The 21083-nt window shown below is 70.4% G+C and carries 17 protein-coding genes and 1 tRNA gene; 9 read left to right on the top strand and 9 right to left on the bottom strand.

The window, feature by feature from the left end:
* Positions 1–118: 118 nt before the first annotated feature.
* From thrC to argS, 4 genes are all read right to left on the bottom strand, one after another.
* On the bottom strand, positions 119–1168 hold the full coding sequence (gene thrC / locus ADK66_RS14845; RefSeq protein WP_053655632.1) for a threonine synthase: 1050 nt from the start codon (positions 1166–1168) through the stop codon (positions 119–121).
* A 138-nt stretch (positions 1169–1306) separates the two neighbouring features.
* Positions 1307–2617: a homoserine dehydrogenase gene (locus ADK66_RS14840; protein WP_053655631.1), complete on the bottom strand. Its 1311-nt coding sequence runs from the start codon at positions 2615–2617 to the stop codon at positions 1307–1309.
* Positions 2618–2625: 8 nt separating this feature from the next.
* Positions 2626–4011 (bottom strand): diaminopimelate decarboxylase, encoded by a 1386-nt coding sequence (lysA, locus tag ADK66_RS14835; protein ID WP_053655630.1) that lies wholly within the window; start codon positions 4009–4011, stop codon positions 2626–2628.
* Between the two features lies 1 nt (position 4012).
* The gene (argS, locus tag ADK66_RS14830; protein ID WP_053655629.1) at positions 4013–5686 is read right to left on the bottom strand and encodes an arginine--tRNA ligase; all 1674 of its coding nucleotides are present in this window, start codon (positions 5684–5686) and stop codon (positions 4013–4015) included.
* A gap of 98 nt (positions 5687–5784) precedes the next feature.
* Between argS and ADK66_RS14825 the strand changes: the two genes are divergently transcribed.
* From ADK66_RS14825 to ADK66_RS14805, 5 genes are all read left to right on the top strand, one after another.
* Positions 5785–6597, top strand: coding sequence for a DUF3105 domain-containing protein (locus ADK66_RS14825; protein WP_053655628.1), 813 nt, complete (start codon positions 5785–5787; stop codon positions 6595–6597).
* Positions 6598–6606: 9 nt separating this feature from the next.
* Positions 6607–7275, top strand: a complete 669-nt coding sequence (locus ADK66_RS14820) for a DUF305 domain-containing protein (RefSeq protein ID WP_053655627.1) — start codon at positions 6607–6609, stop codon at positions 7273–7275.
* Between the two features lie 186 nt (positions 7276–7461).
* Positions 7462–8154, top strand: a complete 693-nt coding sequence (locus ADK66_RS14815) for a winged helix-turn-helix domain-containing protein (RefSeq protein ID WP_053655626.1) — start codon at positions 7462–7464, stop codon at positions 8152–8154.
* 86 nt (positions 8155–8240) lie between these two features.
* Positions 8241–8312, top strand: a tRNA-Arg gene (locus ADK66_RS14810).
* A gap of 426 nt (positions 8313–8738) precedes the next feature.
* Positions 8739–9242: a cupin domain-containing protein gene (locus ADK66_RS14805; RefSeq protein WP_157552498.1), complete on the top strand. Its 504-nt coding sequence runs from the start codon at positions 8739–8741 to the stop codon at positions 9240–9242.
* An 83-nt stretch (positions 9243–9325) separates the two neighbouring features.
* On the opposite strand, the gene ADK66_RS14800 is transcribed toward ADK66_RS14805, so the two are convergent.
* The gene (locus ADK66_RS14800; protein WP_082377456.1) at positions 9326–11458 is read right to left on the bottom strand and encodes a DUF3533 domain-containing protein; all 2133 of its coding nucleotides are present in this window, start codon (positions 11456–11458) and stop codon (positions 9326–9328) included.
* Positions 11459–11584: 126 nt separating this feature from the next.
* Between ADK66_RS14800 and ADK66_RS14795 the strand changes: the two genes are divergently transcribed.
* On the top strand, positions 11585–12211 hold the full coding sequence (locus tag ADK66_RS14795) for a TetR/AcrR family transcriptional regulator (protein ID WP_053655625.1): 627 nt from the start codon (positions 11585–11587) through the stop codon (positions 12209–12211).
* 15 nt (positions 12212–12226) lie between these two features.
* Here the strand turns inward: ADK66_RS14795 and ADK66_RS14790 are convergent, their stop codons facing one another.
* The 4 genes from ADK66_RS14790 to ADK66_RS14775 all read right to left on the bottom strand — a co-directional run bounded on the left by ADK66_RS14790 (position 12227) and on the right by ADK66_RS14775 (position 17657).
* Positions 12227–14587 carry an excinuclease ABC subunit UvrA gene (locus ADK66_RS14790; protein ID WP_053655624.1) on the bottom strand — a complete coding sequence of 787 codons (2361 nt, stop codon included), beginning with the start codon at positions 14585–14587 and terminating at the stop codon, positions 12227–12229.
* A 103-nt stretch (positions 14588–14690) separates the two neighbouring features.
* On the bottom strand, positions 14691–15137 hold the full coding sequence (locus ADK66_RS14785) for a helix-turn-helix transcriptional regulator (protein WP_053655623.1): 447 nt from the start codon (positions 15135–15137) through the stop codon (positions 14691–14693).
* A 91-nt stretch (positions 15138–15228) separates the two neighbouring features.
* Positions 15229–16188: a DNA polymerase domain-containing protein gene (locus ADK66_RS14780; RefSeq protein WP_053655622.1), complete on the bottom strand. Its 960-nt coding sequence runs from the start codon at positions 16186–16188 to the stop codon at positions 15229–15231.
* Complete coding sequence (locus ADK66_RS14775; RefSeq protein WP_053655621.1) at positions 16185–17657, bottom strand: MFS transporter; 1473 nt, start codon at positions 17655–17657, stop codon at positions 16185–16187. The genes ADK66_RS14780 and ADK66_RS14775 overlap by 4 nt, the downstream gene beginning before the upstream one ends.
* 123 nt (positions 17658–17780) lie before the next feature.
* On the opposite strand from ADK66_RS14775, the gene ADK66_RS14770 reads away from it, so the two are divergent.
* From ADK66_RS14770 to ADK66_RS14760, 3 genes are all read left to right on the top strand, one after another.
* A complete protein-coding gene (locus tag ADK66_RS14770) occupies positions 17781–18167 on the top strand; it encodes a helix-turn-helix domain-containing protein (RefSeq protein WP_053655676.1) in 387 nt (128 codons plus the stop codon).
* 100 nt (positions 18168–18267) lie between these two features.
* Positions 18268–18855 (top strand): TetR/AcrR family transcriptional regulator, encoded by a 588-nt coding sequence (locus tag ADK66_RS14765; protein WP_053655620.1) that lies wholly within the window; start codon positions 18268–18270, stop codon positions 18853–18855.
* Positions 18855–21077: an MMPL family transporter gene (locus ADK66_RS14760; protein ID WP_053655619.1), complete on the top strand. Its 2223-nt coding sequence runs from the start codon at positions 18855–18857 to the stop codon at positions 21075–21077. Before ADK66_RS14765 ends, ADK66_RS14760 begins: the two co-directional genes overlap by 1 nt.
* Positions 21078–21083: the final 6 nt, after the last annotated feature.

Below are 21083 nucleotides of genomic sequence, written 5' to 3'. Positions count from 1 at the left end.
GCGGGAATACCCGGAAGTGTGCCGGACCCGATCAGCCCGGCCCTCGCCGCCCCCACGCTCTCAGCGCGGCCGTACGGCCGCAGCCCACCGCTCTCCGCCCAGCCGGGCGGTCACCGCCTCAGGCCAGGTCGAGAGCGCGGGCCGCAGCCAGCGGATCGTTGGCGATGGTGAGCGGCGCGGGCGCGGTGGAGATCGCCCACTCCGGGTCCTTCAGGCCGTGCCCCGTCACCGTGCAGACGACCGTCGAACCCGCCGGCACCGCACCCGCGGCGGCCTGCTGGAGCAGACCCGCCACGCTGGCCGCGCTGCCCAACTCGACGAAGACCCCGACCTCGCGGGCCAGCAGCCGGTACGCGGAGAGGATCTCCCGGTCGGTCACCGCCGCGATCAGACCACCGGAGGCGTCCCGCGCGTCGAGGGCCTTGGTCCAGCTCGCCGGGTTGCCGATCCGGATCGCTGTCGCGATTGTCGACGGCTCCGGCACGACCTGGCCGGTCACGATCGGAGCCGCACCGGAGGCCTGGAAGCCGTACATCTTCGGTGCGCGGGTCGTGGTGCCGGCGGCGTAGTCCTCGGAGTAACCCATCCAGTAGGCGGAGATGTTGCCGGCGTTGCCGACCGGCAGGCAGTGGATGTCAGGCGCGTCGCCGAGCGCCTCGACGATCTCGAAGGCGGCGGTCTTCTGACCCTGGAGCCTGTCGATGTTCACCGAGTTGACGAGCGCGACCGGGTGGTCCTGGGCGAGCTTGGCGGCCAGCGCCAGGCAGTCGTCGAAGTTGCCGCTCACCTGGAGCAGCTTCGCCCCGTGCACGAGCGCCTGGGCCAGCTTGCCCAGCGCGATCTTGCCCTGCGGCACCAGCACCGCGCAGGTCAGACCGGCGCGGGCCGCGTACGCCGCGGCCGACGCGCTGGTGTTGCCGGTGGAGGCGCAGATGATCGCCTTGTTGCCGGCCTCGACCGCCTTGGAGACCGCGACGGTCATCCCCCGGTCCTTGAAGGAGCCGGTCGGGTTGGCGCCCTCCACCTTGAGGTAGACGTCACAGCCGAGGCGGGCCGAGAGCACCGGCGCCGGAAGCAGCGGGGTGTTCCCCTCGTGCAACGTGACGACGGGCGTGGCCGCGGTGACCGGCAGCCGATCCCGGTACGCCTCGATCAGACCCCGCCACATGTCGCTCTCCTCGCCTCTACCTTCGCGCCGCCCTGCGTACCTGGTCACCCTGGACCAGCCTGTCGGAGCGCCCGGTGGCACACCCCGGGTTACCCACCTGGCGGGACGAGCGAGCCGCCCCACCACCGGTTCAACGATTCACGCCCCGCCCTCGACCCGCAACACGCTGGTCACGGATCGGACGATGTCCAGGCCACGCAGCTCGCCAACGGTCGCGGCGAGCGCGGCGTCCGGCGCGACGTGCGTGACGATGACCAACTCGGCGTCGCCGTCCCGGCCGGGCGCCCCGCCCGCGGAACCCTGACGGACTGTCGCGATCGACACGTCGTGGCGGGCGAACACACCGGCCACCGCGGCCAGCACACCCGGGCGGTCGGACACGTCAAGGCTGACGTGGTAGCGGGTCAACGCCTCGCCCATCGGCCGGACGGGCAGGGCGGCGTACGAGCTCTCGCTTGCCGCGCGGACCCCGGCGAGCCGGTTGCGGGACACCGCCACCACGTCGCCGAGCACGGCGCTGGCGGTCGGCGCGCCACCCGCGCCCCGGCCGTAGAACATCAACTGTCCGGCCGCGTCGGCCTCGACGAAGACCGCGTTGAAGGCGTCGCCGACGCTTGCCAGCGGGTGGCTGCGCGGAATCATCGCCGGGTGCACCCGGACGCTCACCGTCTCACGGCCGGCCGGGTCGACACCCCGGGCCGCGATGCAGAGCAGCTTGATGGTGCAGCCCATCGCCTTGGCGCTGGCCATGTCGGCGGCTGTCACCTCGGTGATGCCCTCGCGGTGCACGTCGGCCGCGCTGACCCGCGTGTGGAACGCCAGTGAGGCGAGGATCGCCGCCTTGGCCGCCGCGTCGAAGCCCTCCACGTCGGCGGTCGGGTCGGCCTCCGCGTACCCCAACTCGGTGGCCTCGTCGAGCGCCTCGGCGAAGCCGGCGCCGGTGGCGTCCATCGCGGAGAGGATGAAGTTCGTGGTGCCGTTGACGATGCCTGTGACCCGGTTGATCCGGTCGCCGTGCAGCGACTCCCGCAGCGGGCGCAACAAGGGGATGGCCCCGGCCACTGACGCCTCGTAGTAGAGGTCGCCGCCGCCCTCGGCGGCCGCGTCGTGCAGGGCCACGCCGTCCTCGGCGAGCAGGGCCTTGTTGGCGGTGACCACGCTCTTGCCCGCGCGCAGCGCCTCGACCAGCCACGTCCGGGCGGGCTCGATGCCGCCGACGACCTCGACCACCACGTCCACGTCGTCGCGCTTGACGAGGCCGAGCGCGTCGGTGGTGAACAGGGAGTCGTCGACCGGCAGGTCACCGCGGTCACGACCGAGTCGGCGCACGGCGATGCCGACGATCTCCAATGGAGCGCCGATCCGGGCGGTCAGGTCGGCCGACTGCTCGTGCAGCAGCCGGACCACCTCCTGGCCGACAGTGCCGCAGCCGAGCAGCGCCAAACGCACAGGTGACGTCATCCAACATCCAATGCGAGCAGGTCCTCTTCTGTTTCCCGCCGGACGATCAGGCGCGCCTGGCCGTCCCGCACCGCGACGACCGCTGGCCTGGGGACATGGTTGTAGTTGCTGGCCATGCTCCGGCAGTAGGCGCCGGTGCCGGGCACTGCGACAAGATCTCCGGGCTGCACGTCGGCGGGCAGGAATTCATCCTTCACTACGATGTCCCCAGACTCACAATGCTTTCCCACCACGCGGGCGAGCAGCGGCTGCGCCGTCGATGCCCGCGAGGCCAGCGTCGCCGAGTAGGACGCGTCGTAGAGCGCCGTACGGATGTTGTCGCTCATCCCGCCGTCGACGCTCACGTACGTCCGGATGCCGTCGAGGTCCTTGACCGTGCCCACCTCGTAGAGGGTGAACATGGCCGGCCCGACGATGGCCCGGCCGGGCTCGATCGACAGCCGGGGCGCGGCCAGGTTCTCCGCCGCGCACTCCGAGTCGACGATCTTGCGCAGCCGCTTGGCCAGGTCCTGTGGAGTGGCCGGGTCGTCCTGGGTGGTGTACGCGATGCCGAAACCACCACCCAGGTCCAGCTCGGGCAGCTCCACCCCACGCGCGTCCCGGATCTGCGCCTGGAGCGCGAGAATCCGGCGGGCGGACACCTCGAAGCCGCTCGCGTCGAAGATCTGCGACCCGATGTGCGAGTGCAGACCGCGCAGCTCCAGCACACCCTCGTCGAGGACCTTGAACGCGGCAGCGGCGGCTGTGCCACCGGCGAGGGAGAAGCCGAACTTCTGGTCCTCGTGCGCGGTGGCGATGAACTCGTGGGTGTGCGCCTCGACACCCACTGTGACCCGGATCAGCACCCCGGGCCGGACGCCCCGCTCGCGGGCCAGCGCGGTGAGCCTGTCGATCTCGGTGAACGAGTCGAGGATGATCCGTCCCACCCCGGCGTCCAGCGCCCGACTCAGCTCGGCCACCGACTTGTTGTTGCCGTGGAAGCCGATCCGCTCCGGCGGCATCCCCGCCGACAGGGCCGTCGCCAGCTCGCCGCCGGTGCAGACGTCGAGGAACAGCCCCTCCTCGGCGATCATCCGGACCACCGCGCGGCAGAGGAACGCCTTGCCTGCGTAGTAGACGTCCTCGTCCGGGAAGGCGGCCCGGAAGTCCCGACAGCGCGAGCGCAGGTCCGCCTCGTCCAGGACGTACACCGGGGTGCCGAACTCGGCCGCGATGTTGCGGACGCTCAGGCCCGCGACGGCGACCGCGCCGTCGGCGGCGCGCGTCACGCTGCGCGGCCACAGCGCCGGCACCAGGGCGTTGACGTCCTCCGGGGTACGCAGCCAGGCCGGCTCCCGGCTGCCGATGTCGCCGTGCATCGCACCGGCCTCGTGAGCCCTCATGTCACATCCTCTCGGGTGCGGAGACGCCGAGCAGGCGCAGTCCGTTGGCGATCACGGTGCGGGTGGCGTCGTTGAGCCAGAGCCGGGCCCGCTGGGCGTCGGAGACAGGCTCTTCGCCGCGCGGCAGGATCCGGCAGGCCGGCTCGTCGTAGAACCTGTGGTACGCCTGCGCGACGCGCTCCTCCAGGTAGCGGGCGACCCGGTGCGGCTCGCGCAGCTCGGCGGCGGAGGCGATCACTGCGGGAAACTCGGCGAGCGCCTTGAGCAGCTCGTTTTCCTTCTCGTGGCCGAGCAGGTCGGGGCGGAACTCCGCGCCGTCGCCGCGGGTGAGACCGACCTCGGCGGCGTGCCGGGCCACGCTTGCCGTCCGGGCCGCCACGTACTGCACGTAGTAGACCGGGTTGTCACGGCTCGCCCGCGTCCACAACTCGATGTCGATGTCGATCGGCGAGTCGCTCGAGTAGCGGGCCAGGGCGTACCGGGAGGCGTCCACGCCGATCGCGTCGACCAGGTCCTCCAGGGTGATCACCGTGCCGGCCCGCTTGCTCATCCGCAACGGGGCGCCGTCGCGCAGCAGGTTGACAAGCTGCCCGATGAGGATTTCCAGGTTGCGCTCGGGGTCGTCGCCGAAGCAGGCGGCCATCGCCTTCATCCGCCCCACGTAGCCGTGGTGGTCGGCGCCCAACATGATCACGATCCGTTCGAAGCCGCGCTCCCGCTTGTCCAGGTAGTAGGCGCAGTCCGCGGCGAAGTACGTCCACTCGCCGTTGGACTTGCGCAGCACCCGGTCCTTGTCGTCACCGAAGTCGGTGGTCCGCAGCCAGGTGGCGCCCTCGGACTCGTAGACCCGACCCTGCTCGCGCAGCCGCACCAGGGCGAGATCCAGCTCACCCCTGTCGTGCAGGTCCTTCTCGTTGAAGTAGGTGTCGAACTCCACCCCGAAGTCGCGCAGCGAGGAGCGGATCTCGTCGAACATCAGCGCGACGCCCTCGACCCGGAACACCTCCTGGGCGGCGGCGTCGTCGAGTGTCAGCACGTCGGGCCGCCGGGCCCGCACCTCGGTCGCGATCTCGGCGATGTACGCCCCGCCGTAGCCGTCCTCCGGCGCCGGCTCGCCCTTCGCGGCGGCGAGCAGCGAACGGGCGAACCTGTCGATCTGGGAACCGGCGTCGTTGAAGTAGTACTCGGTGCCCACCTCGGCGCCCGTGGCGCGCAGCAGCCGGCTCAGCGCGTCACCGACGGCCGCCCAGCGGACGCCGCCGATGTGCACCGGGCCGGTCGGGTTGGCCGACACGAACTCCAGATTGATCTTCTCGCCGGCGAGCCGGTCGCTGCGGCCGTACTCCTCGCCGGCCTCGACGATCAGCCGGGCGAGCTGGCCGGCGGCGGCGGCGTCCAGCCGGATGTTCAGAAAGCCCGGCCCGGCGATCTCCACCGATTTGATGCCGGATGCCCGACCCAGCTGGTCGGCCAGGGCGGCGGCCAGTTCGCGCGGCGGGACGCCCACCTTCTTACTCAACTGCAGAGCGAGCGTCGAGGCGTAGTCGCCGTGCTCGGGGTTGCGCGGTCGCTCCACCACCGTGCGCTCCGGCAGCGCGGCGTGGTCGAGGCCACGCTCGGCGAAGACGGTGTGGGCGGCGGCGAGGACGACCGAGGCGAGTTCTGCAGGAGTCACCCACCCATGTTATCGGGGGTAGACTCGGGCACTCGGCGGCAACCCTGCGCGTCATCCGGCCCGCCATCTCCCCTGACCGACCGACCTGACGAGGCACGATGAGCATCAGCACCCCGGGTGGCCCTGAGCGCCGCCCGACCGTGGTCAGCACCGGCAAGAAGCCGGCCGCAGGCCGGCCGACGTCCGGTTCCAAGGCCGGCTCCGGCAAGCCGGCGGGTAAGCCGGCCGGCAGCCCACGGGCAGGCGGCAAGGGCCCCCGCAAGCCGATCACGCCGGTCAAGGTGAGCCAGGGCCGGGCCTGGGGCCCGATCGCGCTCTTCGTCGCCGTGGGCGTGCTCGCGGTCGGCATCATCGGTGTCGCCTCCTGGGCCACCTTCCAGGGCGCCAAGCCGTGGGACAAGCGCGCGAACGCCATCGACGGCATCGTCAACTACCGCAAGTCGGACCCGGAGAGCCTGAAGTACGAGGCCCACAAGTCCGGCCCGCTGACCTACAAGTACTCGCCGCCCACCGGTGGCGTGCACAACGCCGCCTGGCAGAACTGCATGGGTGACGTCTACGACGCCCCGATCGCCACCGAGCACGCGGTGCACAGCCTGGAGCACGGCGCCGTCTGGATCACCTACCAGCCGGGCCTGTCGCAGGACCAGGTCGACAAGCTCGCCGGCAAGGTTCGCGGCGTCGAGAAGATGATGATGAGCCCGTTCGAGGGTCTGGACAAGCCGATCTCCCTTCAGGCGTGGGGCTACCAGCTCAAGGTCGACAACGCCGACGACGGGCGGATCGACGAGTTCATCAAGACCCTGCGGGTGAACGCCTCCATCGAGGGTCCGACCGCACTGTGCAACCAGGGTGTGACGGCCACCGGCACCACGCCGCGTGACCTCCAGGCCCAGATGCCCACTCAGTAAGGACGGCGAATGACTGCGCCCACCACCACCGACAGCGAGCACGACGAGGCACCGGCGTTTCCGGATGACGCCGGCCGGGCGTCGGCCCGCCGCTACGGCGTCGGAGTGCTCGCCATCATGCTGGTGGTGGGCCTGCTACTCGGGTACGCGGGTGGCCTGCTGACCCCGCAGCTCACCCGACCCGGCGATGCCTCGGTCGAGGCGGGCTTCGCACGGGACATGACGACGCACCACACCCAGGCGGTGGAGATGAGCCTCACCGCGTACCGGTCGGCGACGCTGCCTGCCGTCCGCCAGATGGCGGTGGACATCGCCACCGGGCAGCAGGGCGAGATCGGTGCCATGCAGACCTGGTTGCGGGAGTGGGGCCTCAGCCCGACCGGGACGGAGCGGCCGATGGCCTGGATGTCAGACGGGGTGACCGTCAAGGACGGGCTGATGCCGGGGATGGCCACCCCGCAGCAGATGGCGGCGCTGCGCGACGCCCAGGGCATCGAGGTCGACAGGCAGTTTCTGGCCCTGATGATCAACCATCACCTGGGCGGGATCCACATGATCGACGCGGTGCTCGACGAGACCGGCAACGACGAGGTGCTGCGGGTGGCACGGACCATGAAGTCCACCCAGCAGACCGAGCTGAACAACCTCCGGCAGCTCCAGGCGCAGGCCAACGGCTGATCCGTCACACGGGCACAACGGGCCCGCGTCACCGCCGCACACCGGCGAGGGCGCGGGCCCGTTCGTGGGCTCTTGTAGGCTTAAGTCCGTTATGGGAGCTTTGAGCGTCACAGGCGATTACGTTGCTTAGAGAGTTTTCTCCCCACATATCGTGACCAGTTGCGATTCGGGCTCGTTGCCCAAGACGTGGGGGTTGCACTCAGAGACGCACGGCGTTCGGTCACCAGTTGGTGCCGACGCCACACCATCGGCGGTGACGGGGCGGTGGCAGCCGTCCGTCGCGGACAGCGGCAGGGCGAGCCGGGAATGCTCAGCCGCGAACAGGAACTCGAACTGATCGACGCGCTGCGGGGCGTCCACCCCGACGAGTTCGGCCTGGACGAAGAGCTGTGGACGAGGCAGAGCCTCACCACGCTCATCCAGCGCCGTTTCGACCTGCCGCTGGACGCAGGCGCCGTCGGGGCGTACCTGCGGGCCTGGGGGTTGGGTCCACGGGAACCGCGTGAGCGCGCCTGCGGGCTCTGCGTCAGCGCGGTCGAGCGCTGGGTACGCACCGAGTACCCGGCGATCACCCGCGCCGCCCAGGAACACCTGGCGGAGGTCTACTGGATCGGCCGCGTACGACTGCGCGGCACCATGCCGGCGGCCGACGTGATCTCCGCCGTCTCGTCCCGGGGCCGGGTGCGCTTCATGATCACCACGCCGACTGTCGACCCGCCGCTCCCCCGCGACTTCGTGCTGCGGCTCAGCGGCGAGGAGCAGCGCACCGTGCACCTGATCATCGACGGCTCCTGGCCGCGCAACGAGTGGCCGCGTCGACTGCCCCGGCGGATCGTCCTGCACCCGCTGCCCAGCTGCGGGCGGGCGATCGCTGCCTGAGCCGCGGTATCGGGCGACACGACCCTGTCGCCCGATACCGGTTCGGCGTACGCGGAGGAGGTTTGCTAGTCTTCTCCAGTCGCTGAGCCCCCGTAGCTCAGGGGATAGAGCACCGCCCTCCGGAGGCGGGGGCGCAGGTTCGAATCCTGCCGGGGGCACTCTTGCTAAGAAGTCCGACCAGCAGAAAAGGCCTCTGACCAGGGAAACCGGTCAGGGGCCTTACTCGTGTCTCCGGCTGCCAGCGGCCCATGGCGAGCATCTGTGCCACATCCGCGCCAATCCCGGACGCCGGTCAGTCGTACTCAACGCTGGCTCGACGCGCGTGATGCAGGGGTGTGTGCCAGCGGAGAGGCCTGGACCTCGGCCGTGAAGACGGCGGCGCGCGCCCACCGTCACAATACTTATCCCGCTTGTCGGTGAGTTTGTTATGCGCCCTGACGGATAACGGCGTCGTTAGTTCATTACCCCGATCGGTGTGACTGATCACGACCGATCACCCTTCGTGAATCTGACAGTCGACCCTACGCTAGTTGAGGGAGTTCACCGCTTTTATACGGTGAGCAAGTTCTTTGCCAGGGGGGCTAATGAGCATTTCTATTCCCGGAATTGACGTTGATTCCGGTCGCGGGGGCGGCCTGCACGTGCCGGCTGGCCAGGGAGTTACCAGATGGTTCTCCGGCGACGTCTACACGATGCGCCTCCAGGCGGCCCAGACCGGCGGCTCCATCGGCATCGTGGAGGCCAGCGTGCCACCAGGTGGCGGTCCGGTCCCGCATACCCACGCGGATCAGGAGGAGACCTTCTACCTGCTCTCCGGTGAGCTGGAATTCCTGGATGGCGAACGAACTTTCACTGCGGTCACCGGCGATGTCGTCCATATCCCACGAATGGTTCGCCATCGGTTCAAGAACGTCGGTCTGCACACGACGAAGTTGCTTTTCATCTACACGCCGGGCGGCGCGGAAGGGCTCTTCGTGGAAGGGGGCGACGAGCCCCGACCAGGTGTGCAGGTCGACAACTGGGGGCCGGAACGCTTTGACGAGCGCATGCTTGGTTTGTTCCACAAGTATGGTGTGGAGGCCGTGTAGCTTGCGGCTGGTCGATGGTCATCCTGCCGGGGTCGGCGTAGCGGTCCACCGCCGACCCGGGCGGGTCGGCGGTGGACCTTCGCTCAGTGCGCCTCGGCCGACACCAGCTTCACCGACGCCGCCGGCGCCGGGCCAGCGCCCGGCTCGTCGACCTCCGGGCGGCGTGTGAGCCACTTGTCGATCAGCAGGTTCAGGACCAGCCCGACGGCACCCCAGATGGCGATGACAAGCAGGTTCTGCCCGACGCCGACGCCGTCGAAGTAGCGCAGTGATCGGGCGATGTCGACAGCCGCAGGCAGCGGCAGTACGTCCTGGAGAGGCCGGAACACCTCGGGTACGAGGTACACCGACATGCCGCCGCCGGAGGCGGGCAAACCGGCCATCATCAGCACCACCATCATCGGGATGATCCCGGCCAGGCCGACGGTGCGGGTGAGAACTCCGGTGGCAAGGGAGACCGAGAAGATGGTCAGCGCCCCGTAGCCGATGAGTTCGAGGGCGTTGCCACTGATCGCGCCGATGAGGACGTCGAAGAGGAACCACAGCCAGACGGACATGCCGACCGCCCAGCCGGCCAGCAGCGGCAGGAACTGGGGCAGGCGGCGCACGTGCGGGGCGCCGCCGCGCAGGACGGCCAGGAACAGGAAGCCGGCCATGATCCACGACATGCCGACGTACATGCTGTTGCTGCCACCGGTGTCGGTGTCGCTCAGGGGCTGCACGTCGGTGAGCGTGAGCGGAAGCTCCTGGGCCGCGGCGATCGGTTGGAAGATCGCGCGGATCGTGGACTGCTGGCTGGGGTTGGCGGCGGACGCCGAGTAGAGCGTCGCCGGGGCGTCCGGTGCCGTCGGCAGGACGAAGGCGGCGACCACGTCACGGGCCTTGATCTGCTCGGTGGCCTGCTCGGCGCTGTCGGCGACGGTGACGTCGAGGATGCCGGTGAGCTGCGTGTTCAGGCCGTCGGCGGTCTGCTGAGCCAGTTCGGGGGTGGCGGCGACCACGACGACCGGGATGTCGTGCGGCTGCGGCTTGTGCATGGAGAAGCCCATGGCACCCACGACGACAACGAGGATGGCCAGTGGGAAGCCGGCCGCGGCGACGTACCGGAATCGCTTGGATCGCGGCGGCCCGCCGGCGAGGGCGGGGGCCTTCGCGTCGGGGTCGGGGATCGGCGGGACGCCGGGGATGACGTTCCCGGTCGCGCTGCGCTCCTTGAGCAGGCAGAGCGCGAGGGCAGCCACGATCCACACGGCCAGGACGACCAGGTGGGTGCCGAGGCCGTTGCCGTCGAAGTACAGGACCGAGCGCAGCGCCTCGCCGGCCGCCGGGAGCGGGAGCACGCCGTGCAGGAACTGGAAGAACCCCGGCATGTTGTGCACTGACAACGCGAGGTTCGACGCGGGCATGCCGAACACGACCCAGAGCAGCATGCCGGGCAGCACCGCGAGAGGGCCGACCACCTTGGAGAGCAGCAGCTGGGCCATGCCGACGGCTGCGGTGGCGAGCATGCCGACGCCGAGGAAGGTGAGGTAGTGGCCCTCGACGGCGCCCACGACAGGGCCGAGGATGAGCCAGATGATCGAGCTGGTGAACGCGGACCAGCCGGCCAGCACGGGCAGGAACCGTCGCAGCCGCAGCAGGTGGGGAACGCCCATCACCATGATGCTCAGCGGCACGTAGCCGGCCAGCATCATGCCCATGGCGGCGAACAGGACCGCGATGCCGGCCCGGTCACCGTCGGGCAGCGGCGCGACGTCCTCGGTGGTGGCCTGCCAGTTGTTCGCCACGGCCACCGGCGCGAGCAACTGCTGGACGGTGGCGCCCTGCGAGGCTCCGGCCGCCGAGGCGGTGAGGATTGTCGCGCTGTCGCCGCCGGGAGCGGGCAGGACCAGCGCGGCGGCGGCTTCCTGGTCGTGCAGCAGGTCGACAGCGTCGTCCCGGGTGGGCACCAGCGTGGCGTCGGTGGTGTTGCCGGGCGCGGCGTTGAGGCCGTCGACGATCGCCTGCGCGGTGGCACCGCTGCCGACGACCGCCACAGGCATGTCCCTGGGGTGCGGTGAGTGCATTGTCGCCATGTAGGTCGCGAACATCATCGTGACCATGAGGAACGGCATCACGAACAGGGCGACCATCCGGATGATGTGTTCCTTGCGGTCCGGGCCGGGCGGGCGGCCGTCGATCACGTCGGCAGCCTCGATCACGGCTTCGGTGTCCATGCACTCTCCAGATCGGTTTGTAAGCCAAGTGACTTACGAACTGTAGGCGGCGCAGGCCGGAACCGGGAATCCGGCTAGGTTGACCTGAGTCACATCCGGGGGCGAGAACAGCGAAGGAGCCGGGTCATGGGGCGGTCAGTGGCGGCACGCACCGCCCTGCTCGACGCTGCCGAGCGGCTCTTCGCCGAGTCGGGCGTCGCGGAGATCTCCGACCGCAAAGTCGCCGAGGTGGCCGGCAACACCAACCACTCTGCGGTGCGCTACTACTTCGGTGGACGCGAGGGCCTGCTCAAGGCGCTCATGGCCCGCCACGTGCACGACGTGGCGCAACAACGCGAGGGAATGGCTCCACCCGAGGACTCCGTCCTCGGCGACATACGCGGCCTCGTGGAGCCGAGCATGCGGGTGCTCGACCACCTGCCGCGACCGAGCTGGCGAGCCCGGTTCCTCGACCACGTGCTCCACAACCCCGCCACGCTGCCGCTCGTGCGGGAAGCCCAGGACACCACGCCACAGGCAGTGCACCTGCGCGCGTCACTCGCGGCACGGCTGCGGCACCTCGACCCGGACATCGTCGCCGGCCGCGCACGCCTGATCACCCGCATCGTCAGCACCGCGACCGCCGAAGTCGAGGCACGCGCCGAACGCGACGGCGAAGACCCCCGATGGCCGCAGGTCGGCGACTTCCTGGTCGACGCCATCGCCGGAATGCTCTCGGCCCCCATCAGCCGACCGGGTCGAACCGAGAGCTGACCCCGGCGCGCCGGCTCAACCGCCGACGTACGTGGCGAGGTGCTCGCCGGTGAGCGTCGAGCCGGCGGCGACGAGATCCGCCGGGGTGCCCTCGAAGACGACCTGCCCGCCGTCGTGACCGGCACCCGGACCCAGGTCGATGATCCAGTCGGCGTGCGCCATGACCGCCTGGTGGTGCTCGACGACGATCACCGACTTGCCGGAGTCGACGAGCCGGTCCAACAGGCCGAGCAACTGCTCGACGTCGGCGAGGTGCAGGCCGGTGGTCGGCTCGTCGAGGACGTAGACGCCACCCTTCTCGGCCATCCGCGTGGCCAGCTTGAGCCGCTGCCGCTCGCCGCCGGACAGGGTGGTGAGCGGCTGGCCGAGGCTGAGGTATCCGAGGCCGACGTCGGCGAGCCGGTCGAGGATGGCGTGCGCGGCAGGCGTACGCGCCTCGCCGTCGGCGAAGAATCGTTCCGCCTCGGTCACCGACATGGCCAGCACCTCGCTGATGGTGCGGCCACCGAAGCGGTATTCCAGGACCGAAGCCTGGAACCGCCGGCCCTCGCACTCCTCGCAGGTGGCCGCCACACCGGCCATCATTCCCAGGTCGGTGTAGATGACCCCGGCGCCGTTGCAGCCGGGGCACGCGCCCTCGGAGTTTGCGCTGAACAGCGCCGGCTTCACACCGTTGGCCTTCGCGAACGCCTTCCGGATCGGCTCCAGCAAACCGGTGTACGTCGCCGGGTTGCTCCGCCGCGACCCCCGGATGGCGCTCTGGTCGACGGACACCACGCCCTCCCGGCCGGACACCGAGCCGTGGATCAGCGAACTCTTGCCCGACCCGGCCACCCCGGTCACCACCACCAGCACACCCAACGGGATGTCGACGTCGACGTCGCGCAGGTTGTGGGTGCTCGCGCCCCGGATCTCCAGCAGACCCGACGGCGTCCGTACGGACGGCTTCACGCCGGCCCGGTAGTCGAGGTGCCGGCCCGTGAGGGTGTCGCTGGCCCGCAGCCCGGCAACGGTGCCCTCGAACACCACCTCGCCACCTGCCGTACCGGCGCCGGGGCCGAGGTCGACCACGTGGTCGGCGATGGCGATGGCCTCCGGCTTGTGCTCGACGACAAGCACGGTGTTGCCCTTGTCGCGCAGCCGCAGCAGCAGGTTGTTCATCCGCGCGATGTCGTGGGGGTGCAGACCGATGGTCGGCTCGTCGAAGACGTAGGTGACGTCGGTGAGCGACGACCCGAGGTGGCGGATCATCTTGGTGCGCTGCGCCTCGCCGCCGGAGAGGGTGCCCGACGGCCGGTCCAGGGACAGGTAGCCCAGCCCGATCTCCTCGAACGAGTCCACCAGGTGTTGCAGCCCGGCGAGCAGTGGGGCGACCGAGGAGTCGTCGATGCCCCGGACCCAGCCGGCCAGGTCGCTGATCTGCATGGCGCAGACGTCGGCGATGTTCTTACCGTTGATCTTCGAGGACCGGGCCTCCGCACTGAGCCGGGTGCCGCCGCACTCGGGGCAGGTCGTGAACGTCACCGCCCGCTCCACGAAGGCGCGGATGTGCGGTTGCAGCGTGTCGACGTCCTTGGAGAGGAACGACTTCTGGATCTGCGGGATCAGACCGACGTACGTCAGGTTGATGCCGTCGATCTTGATCTTGGTCGGCTCCCTGTGGAGCAGGTCCTGCAACTCCTTCTTGTTGAACTTGCCGATCGGCTTGTCCGGGTCGAAGTAGCCACAACCACGGAAGATGCGGCCGTACCAGCCCTCCATGCTGTAGCCGGGGATGGTGATGGCGCCCTCGTTCAGCGACTTGCTGTCGTCGTAGAGCGCGGACAGGTCGAAGTCGGTGACGGAGCCCATGCCCTCGCAGCGCGGACACATGCCGCCCAGCCTGTTGAATGTCGCCTTCTCGGTCTTGGTCTTGCCGGCGCCGCGCTCGACGGTGATCGCTCCGCTCGCCCGGACCGACGGGACGTTGAAGGAGAACGCGTTCGGCGAGCCGATGTGCGGCTGCCCGAGCCGGCTGAAGAGGATGCGCAGCATCGCGTTGGCGTCCGTGGCGGTGCCGACTGTCGATCGGGCGTTGGCGCCCATCCGTTCCTGGTCGACGATGATCGCCGTCGTCAGCCCGTCCAGCACGTCGACCTCGGGCCGGGCCAGCGTCGGCATGAACCCCTGCACGAAGGCGCTGTACGTCTCGTTGATCATGCGCTGTGACTCGGCGGCGATGGTGCCGAACACGAGCGAACTCTTGCCCGAACCGGAGACGCCGGTGAAAACCGTCAGACGGCGCTTCGGCAGCTCGACGGTGACGTCCTTGAGGTTGTTGACGCGCGCGCCCTGCACCCGGATCAGGTCGTGGCTGTCGGCGGCGTGCTTGCTCATCGTCTCTCCATCTGTCGGGCGGGCGTGCCCCGGCTGGCCGGCGCTCGTCGGGTCGCGCTTGAGGTGACACCAGGGCCACCCATGCCGCTTCGACCCGTGGCGGTCACGGTAGGCCCGGTCGCGTGACCTGCGCTTCTCGATTTCTGACCGGTCTGGTCACCTGTTTGGCGGTGCAGGACGGCATGCCCTCCGTCGCTCCTGCCGCCTGCCGGCGGTAGGTGCTCGGTGGCACGCCGACAAGCTCGGTGAAGCGGGTGCTGAAGGTGCCGAGCGACGAGCAGCCGACAGCGAAACAGACGTCGGTGACGCTGAGGTCACCGCGCCGCAGCAGGGCCATCGCGCGCTCGATGCGGCGGGTCATGAGATAGCTGTACGGAGATTCGCCGTAGGCGAGCCGGAACTCCCGACTGAGATGCCCGGCTGACATGTGCACACCCCGGGCGAGCGCTTCGACATCCAGCGGCTGCGCGTATTCCCTGTCGATCCGGTCACGCACACGGCGCAGCCGCGCCAGATCGTCGAGACGCGATGCGGCAGGTCTGCTGCTCATCTGGAAAATCGTGCCACACACCACCGACAAACCTGGATCACCGAAGCGCGGCGCGCGGCCAGGCCGGGGCGAGCCACTCACGGGCGTACCGTCAGGTGGTTTCGCGGCGGGCTCGGGCCCGGCGCTTGCCCTCGTGCATGGCCTGCACCCGGGCCACCGGGATGGTCCGCCCCTCGGCCACCAGGTCGGCGGGCAGCGACTGCGGCGCCGGCATCAGCGCGGCCCACGGGTCGGTCTCGGCGACGAGCGGCGGCACGGTCCGGATGGTGAAGTCCGCCGGGGTCACAGCGGTCAGGTCGGCCCAGTCGACAGGGAACGACACAGGCATCCCGGGACGCAGCCGGGGGCTGTACGCGGCGACGACAGTCGCACCGCCGGATCGGGTGGCGTCCACGAAGACCTTGCCGCCCCGGTCCTCCTTGATGTACGCCGTGGTGGCGAGCGCCGGGTCCAGCCGTTCGGCGCGGACGGCGAGCGCGCGGGTGGCGGCGGCCAACTCCTCCGCCGTGGGCTCACCGGCGATCGGGACGAAGACGTGCACGCCCTTGGCGCCGCTGGTCTTCACCGCTCCGGCCATACCGGCGTCGGTGAGCGCCTGGCGGACAAGCAGGGCCGCACCGACCGCCGCATCGAAGCCGTCGCCCTCGGGTGGGTCCAGGTCGAGCACCAGGTGCGTGGGGCGGTGCAGGTCGGCTGCGGTGGCGAGCGTCGGGTGGTATTCGACGGCCCTCTGGTTGGCGAACCAGAGCAGGGTCCGCCGGTCGTCGCAGAGGGCGTACGAGATCTCGCGATGCGAGGCCTCGGCCCAGACCGGCACGCGGCGGACCCAGTCCGGGGTGTACTTCGGCAGGTTCTTCTGCATGAACGGCGGCTGCCCCGGGCGGACCCTGATCACCGACAGAGGCCGGTCCCGCAGTTGCGCCAGGATCTGCTCCCGGACCGCGTCGAGGTAGTCGACCAGGTTCCGCTTGGTCGCGTCGGCGCGGTCGGACAGCGGCTGGTCCAGGTTGGTCAGGGCCACGCCGTCCCGGGTCTCGTCAGCCTCGGTCACCCGATCACCCTCCCGGCCGGGGGACTGCCGGTCAACCGGACGCGGCGCTTCGACGCGGGAAGATTGCGGCGGTCCGCGCGGGGCAGCGTGGCCAGCGAGAGCAGCAGCGCGGTGACCACCAGGGCGGCGGCCACTGCGAACGCGGCCCGGTAGCCGCCGGCCAGCGCGGCCACCTCGTCCCAACCGGCGGTCCGCAGACCGTCGGCGCGCACGGCGGCCAGCGTGCTCAGCGCCGCCAGGCCGACCGCGCCGCCGACCTGCTGGGTGGTGTTCGCCAGCCCCGACGCGAGCCCGGCGTCCGCGTCGGTCGCCCCGGCCATGGCAAGGGTGGTGACGGCCGGCAGGGTCAGACCGCCGGCAACCCCGAAGACCACCATCGCGGGGAGTACGTCGGTGAGGTAGCCGCCGTCGACGGGAAGCCTGGCGAGCAGCAGGAAGCCGACGGTCGCCAGGCCGAGCCCGGTCACCAGCACGCTCCGGGCGCCCCAGCGGGCGATCAGCCGAGCGGCGAGGCCGAGCGAGATCACGGCGATCACCACAGGGGTGGGCAGGAAGGCCCAGCCGGTGGCCGCCGCGTCCAGCCCGAGGACCAGTTGCAGCTCCACGGCGAGCAGGAACTGGAAACCGAAGTACGCGGCGACCATGAGGAACTGCACGCTGTTCGCGGCGACCAGGCCTGGTACGCGCAGCACCCGACCCGGCAGCAGCGGGGTCGACGCCGTGCGCTGGCGGACGGCGAACCCACCGAGCAGCAGCGCGGCGAGCGCCGCCGCTCCGAGGGTCCGGCCGCTGGTCCAGCCGTTCTCGGCGGTGCCGACGATGCCCAGCACTGCGGCCATCAGGCCGGAGGTGGCGAGCAGTGCCCCCGGTACGTCGAGGCCAGCCCGCAGGCCGATCCCCCGTTCGGCGGGAAGGGTGCGGACGGCGGCGACCAGGATGAGCGCTCCGATCGGCAGGTTGACCAGGAAGATCGACCGCCAGCCGGCCAGCTCGGTGAGCAACCCGCCGGCCACCGTCCCGATCGACGCGCCGGCTGCGCCGGTGAAGCTGAAGACCGCGATGGCGCGAGCCCGCTCGGCCGGCTCGGGATAGAGCCGGACGATCATGCCGAGGCTCACCGCCATTGCCAGCGCGCCGCCGACGCCCTGCCCGAACCGCGCGGCCACGAGCTGGCCCGGCCCGGTGGCCACCGCACAGCCCAGCGAGGCCAGCGTGAACAGTGCGACGCCGGCCAGGAAGACGCGCCGCCGGCCCAGCAGGTCGCCGAGGCGGCCGGCGAGCAGCAGCAGTCCGCCGAACGCGACAAGGTAGGCGTTCACCACCCAGGCGAGGCCGGGCGCGGTGAAGCCCAGGTCGCGCTGGATGGCGGGCAGCGCGACCGCCACCACGCTTCCGTCCAGAATGATCATCAGGCTGCCGGCGCAGAGCACGAGCAACGCAGGCCAGCGGGGCGGAACGACCCGGTCCATGAAACTCCTCCTTGGTGCACGCTTTGTTACCGACGTCATCGTCTGTGACCATGGGCCGGAGCGGAAGGAGGCACTGTTGTGTCCCAGAGGAACAGCGATGTGTCCGCCCCCGTCGCCGCAGAGCTGACCTGCGCGGCCGGGGACGTGCCGTTCACTGCCGGGCAGGCCCGGGCGTGCACCGTCCGCGAGGTGCTGGACCGGGTCGGCGGCAAATGGAGCATCAGCATCCTGGTTGTCGCCTCCAACGGGCCGGTGCGCTTCACCGAGCTGGAGCGGCACATCGAGGGCATCAGCCGCCGGATGCTCACGCTGACGCTGCGTAACCTGGAACGCGACGGCCTGCTGCACCGCCGGGTCTATCCGACAGTGCCGCCCAAGGTCGAGTACACGGCCACGCCGATGGCGCTGGAGCTGTACGAGTCCCTGGTCGCCCTGACCAACTGGGCCGAGAGGCATCGCCTGGCCATCGCCGAGGCGCGGACCAGGTACGACAGGGAACACGCCGGATAAACGCGGCCCGGGTGTGGGGAACACCACGAGGGTTTTCTGACCGATCGGTCAGGGTCTGACCGATCGGTCAGGCATGCTGGTCTGCGGAGGTGGACCAGCGATGGCCAGAGCAGTTTCCGCGACGCACGGTGACATCCTCGCCGCCGCGGCGCGGCAGTTCGCGGTAAGCGGATACCGGGGCACCTCCCTGCAGGACATCGCCCGCGAGGTCGGCTGCTCCAAGGCCACAGTGCTCTACCACTTCGCCAACAAGGAAGCCCTCCTCGCCGAGCTGATGGCACCGGCCATCGCGATGCTGCGAGACCTTGACGACCAGCTCACCGACCGCACCGGCACGGACAGCCAGGAGGCCGCCGCCACCGGCTTCGTCGACCTCGCCGTCCGCTTCCGGCGGGAGATCGCGCTCCTGCGCGGCGAATTCGCCGAACTGCTCTGCCAGCCGGCCTTCGCCCACATCCAGCAGATCTCCGAACGCCTGCGCGACGCCATGGCCGGGCACTCCGACCAGCCAGCCGCCCAGATCACCGCATTCGTGCTGCTGGCCGGCATCCCCGAGGCGTGCGCCGAGTTCGCCGACGTACCCGACGACGAACTGCGCGTCGCCCTGCTCACCCTCGTACGGCGGGCCATCACACCCGTCGAGGCAACCCTGCAACACCTTCCAACGACCGAGGACAAGGACTCCTGATGGCCACCCTGCTCTACCGGCTCGGCCGGGGCGCGCTGCGCCGGCGACGGCTCGTCGTCGCGCTCTGGCTCGTCGTACTCGTCGCCGCCGGTCTGGCTGCGGCGACGCTGCGCGGCCCGACGGCGAGCAACTTCACAATGCCCGGCACCGAGAGCCAGCGCGCCCTCGACCTGCTCGCCGAGCAGTTCCCCGCGGCCAGCGGCGCCACCGGCACAATCGCCGTCAAGGCGCCAGCGGACGGCCAACTGGCCAGCCCCGAGGGCCAGGCCGTGGTCAAGGGACTGGTCCAGGAAGCCGCCACGCTGCCCGGCGTGGTCGGTGCTGTCGACCCGCTCCAGGTCGGCGCGGTCTCGCCCGACGGCCGGTACGCGCTGGTCCAGGTCCAGTTCGCCAAGGGCTCCGACGGGGTGACCGACGAGCAGCGCACCGCGTACGAGAACGTCGGTGCCGCCGCCGAGGCGCAGGGCTGGCAGGTCGCCCCCGGTGGCGAGGTGCTCGGTGGCGAGCCGGAGGTCGGCTCCACCGAGGCGCTCGGTGTACTGGTGGCCGCCATCGTCCTGTTCATCACGTTCGGGTCGCTGGTGGCGGCCGGAATGACGATGCTCAACGCGCTTATCGGCGTGGGCGTCGGCATGGCCGGCCTGTTCGCGCTGAGCGGTGTCATCGAGCTGACCAGCACCGCGCCGATCCTGGCGCTGATGCTCGGCCTGGCGGTCGGCATCGACTACTCGCTGTTCATCACCTCCCGGCACCGACAGAACCTGCTCGACGGCCTCTCACCGGAGGAGGCGGTCGGCCGTGCTGTCGGTACCGCCGGCTCCGCCGTGGTCTTCGCGGGCGCCACAGTGGTCATCGCCCTGGCCGGGCTGGCCGTGGTGAACATCCCGTTCCTCACCGTGATGGGTCTCGCCGCGGCCGGCACTGTCACAGTGGCGGTGCTCGTCGCGATCACCCTCCAGCCCGCGCTGCTCGGCTTCGCCGGTCACCGGGTACTCCCCCGACGGCTGCGCGCCGGTGCCGCCGGGGCGGCTGCGCCGGTCGACGATGCGAACCTCGACGACCGGCCGGAGGCCGCGACCGCGCCGGCCGAGGACCAGTCCACGTTCGGTTTCCGCTGGGCGCGGCTCGTCACCCGGTTCCGCGTACCCGTCATCCTGCTCGGCCTGGTCGGCCTCGGGCTGCTCGCGCTGCCCACCCCGGACATGCGGCTGGCTCTGCCGGACCCCTCGACGGCGGCCGTCGGCTCACCTCAGCGCGTGTCGAGCGACCTGACCACCGAGGGATTCGGGCCCGGCTTCACCGGCCGGCTCGCGGTTGTGGTCGCCGGGGACACGCCGGAGGCCACCTCGGCTGCCGTGCCACAGGTCACCACCCTGCTCCAGGGCACCGAGAACGTCCTCGCGGTGGCCCCGCCGCAGGTCAGCCCGGACGGCCGGACAGCGCTGCTCGGCGTCGTACCCAAGACCGGCCCGACCGACGAGGCCACCGAGACCCTGGTGAACCAGATCCGTGGCTCGGTACGGGAAATCCCCAACGCGGACGTGCTGCTCACCGGCGTCACGGCTGTCGGTATCGACGTCTCCGAGAAGCTGTCCGACGCGCTGCCGGTCTACCTGCTGCTTGTGGTCGGGCTCTCGGTGCTGCTGCTGATGCTCGTGTTCCGCTCGGTGCTGGTGCCGATCAAGGCCGCGCTGGGCTTCCTGCTCACCGTCGCCGCCACGTTCGGCATCACTGTCGGTGTCTTCCAGCAGGGCCACCTCGCGGACCTGGTCGGCCTGGACACTCCGGCCCCGCTGATCAGCTTCCTGCCGATCCTGCTCATCGGCATCCTGTTCGGCCTCGCCATGGACTACGAGGTCTTCCTGGTGTCGCGTATGAGAGAGGACTACGTGCACGGCGAGACCGCGCGGCAGGCCACGATCAGCGGCATGGGCCACGGCGCCCGGGTGGTCACCGCCGCCGCCCTGATCATGATCTCCGTGTTCGGTGGCTTCGTCTTCCTCGAAGACCCGGTGATCAAGTCGATGGGCTTCGCGCTCGCCATCGGTGTGGCCATCGACGCCTTCGTGGTCCGCATGACGATCGTCCCCGCCGTGATGTCCCTGCTCGGCGACCGGGCGTGGTGGCTGCCGCGTTGGCTGTCCCGTGTCCTGCCCAACGTCGACATCGAGGGCGAAAAGCTCCGCACGGAGCTGAATGACCGGGCCCCGTCCCGGGTCTGACACCCC

It is taken from the genome of Micromonospora sp. NRRL B-16802 (genome assembly GCF_001279555.1).
Classification (GTDB): Bacteria; Actinomycetota; Actinomycetes; order Mycobacteriales; family Micromonosporaceae; genus Micromonospora; species Micromonospora profundi.
This window is presented reverse-complemented; position numbering and strand designations above follow the sequence as displayed.